Consider the following 1,281-nt stretch of genomic DNA (forward strand, 5'->3'; position numbering starts at 1 on the left):
ACCCCCGGCCAGCAGAACCCAGAAAGAGAACCGAGGAGATAAGGAGAACAGAGGCGCGCTCAGCCGGAGCAAGACCCGGCCCCCTCCCCGTCGGTCTGCGCCTACAGAAAGCAGCGCCGCCCTGCTCTGGCACCCGGCAAGCGCTCCGGTGCAAGATGACCATCATGGCCAGCACTGCGGCGCCCGCTTCCGCAACTCCCTCTTCCTCATCATCATCCCCCGCCACCGCAACATCACTGTGGCCGCGCGTGCGGCGCTGGGTGTTTCCGGCGCTGGGGATATTGGTGCTGGGCCTGCTGGTGTCGCATGCGCACAAGGTGGACTGGGCCGGCGCCTGGCAGGCGCTGTGGCGGTATTCGCCCTGGCTGCTGCTGGGCGTGCTGGGCCTGGCCACGGCCAGCCATGCGCTCTACGGCTGTTTTGATTTGATAGGCCGGCGCCACACACGCCACACACTCCCGCGCCTGCAGGCCTGGGCCATCGCGGTGACGAGTTATGCCTTCAACCTGAACCTGGGTTCGCTGGTGGGCGGCGTGGCGTTGCGCGCGCGGCTGTACACGCGCGCGGGGCTCGACGAAGCGACCATCGCGCAAATCGTGGGCCTGAGCCTGGCGACCAACTGGCTGGGCTACGGGCTGGTGGCCGGCAGCCTGTTCGCCGCGGGCCTGATCGCGCCGCCCAGCCAGGCCCACATAGGTGCGACGGCGCTGCGCGTACTGGGCGCGGCCATGGTCTTGCTGGCCCTGGCCTATGTGGCGGCCTGCAAATTCGCGCACGGACGCGAGTGGCGCGTACGCGGCAAGCGGCTGACCCTGCCCTCGCCCGGCCTGGCGCTGGTGCAACTGCTGCTGTCGGCAACCAACTGGGCACTGATGGGCGCGGCCATGTACGCGCTGCTGGGCGGCCAGGTGGAGTACGGCAAGGTGCTGGGCGTGCTGATGGCAGCCGCCATCGTGGGGGTGATCATGCCGATTCCCGGCGGGTTGGGGGTGCTGGAGGCGGTGTACCTGGCTTTGTTGTCGGGGAGCGTGAAGCAAGGGGCTCTTATGGGGGCGGTTTTGGCGTACCGGGCGCTGTACTACCTCTTGCCACTGGCTGGGGGGATGGTGTTGTATTTGTTGTTGGAGCGGTATGCGGCGGGGAGTGATGTCGGGTCTTGCTCCGACGAGCGCGCTCCTCCTCATGCTCCTCCTTCCTCTTCTTAGGTCTGCTGGCCGGGGGTTGCCCGGCGGCAACTCACTTTTCTTTGCTTCGCCAAAGAAAAGTAAGCAAAAGAAAGGC

The 1,281-nt window shown here is 66.9% G+C and carries 1 protein-coding gene; it reads left to right on the forward strand.

All coding sequences use genetic code 11. The features are described 5' to 3' along the window. Positions 1 to 164: 164 nt before the first annotated feature. On the forward strand, positions 165 to 1,205 hold the full coding sequence (locus PMI15_RS19630; RefSeq protein ID WP_051002010.1) for a lysylphosphatidylglycerol synthase domain-containing protein: 1,041 nt from the start codon (positions 165 to 167) through the stop codon (positions 1,203 to 1,205). Positions 1,206 to 1,281: the final 76 nt, after the last annotated feature.

Origin of the sequence: Polaromonas sp. CF318 (genome assembly GCF_000282655.1) — a bacterium.
GTDB lineage: Bacteria > Pseudomonadota > Gammaproteobacteria > Burkholderiales > Burkholderiaceae_C > Polaromonas.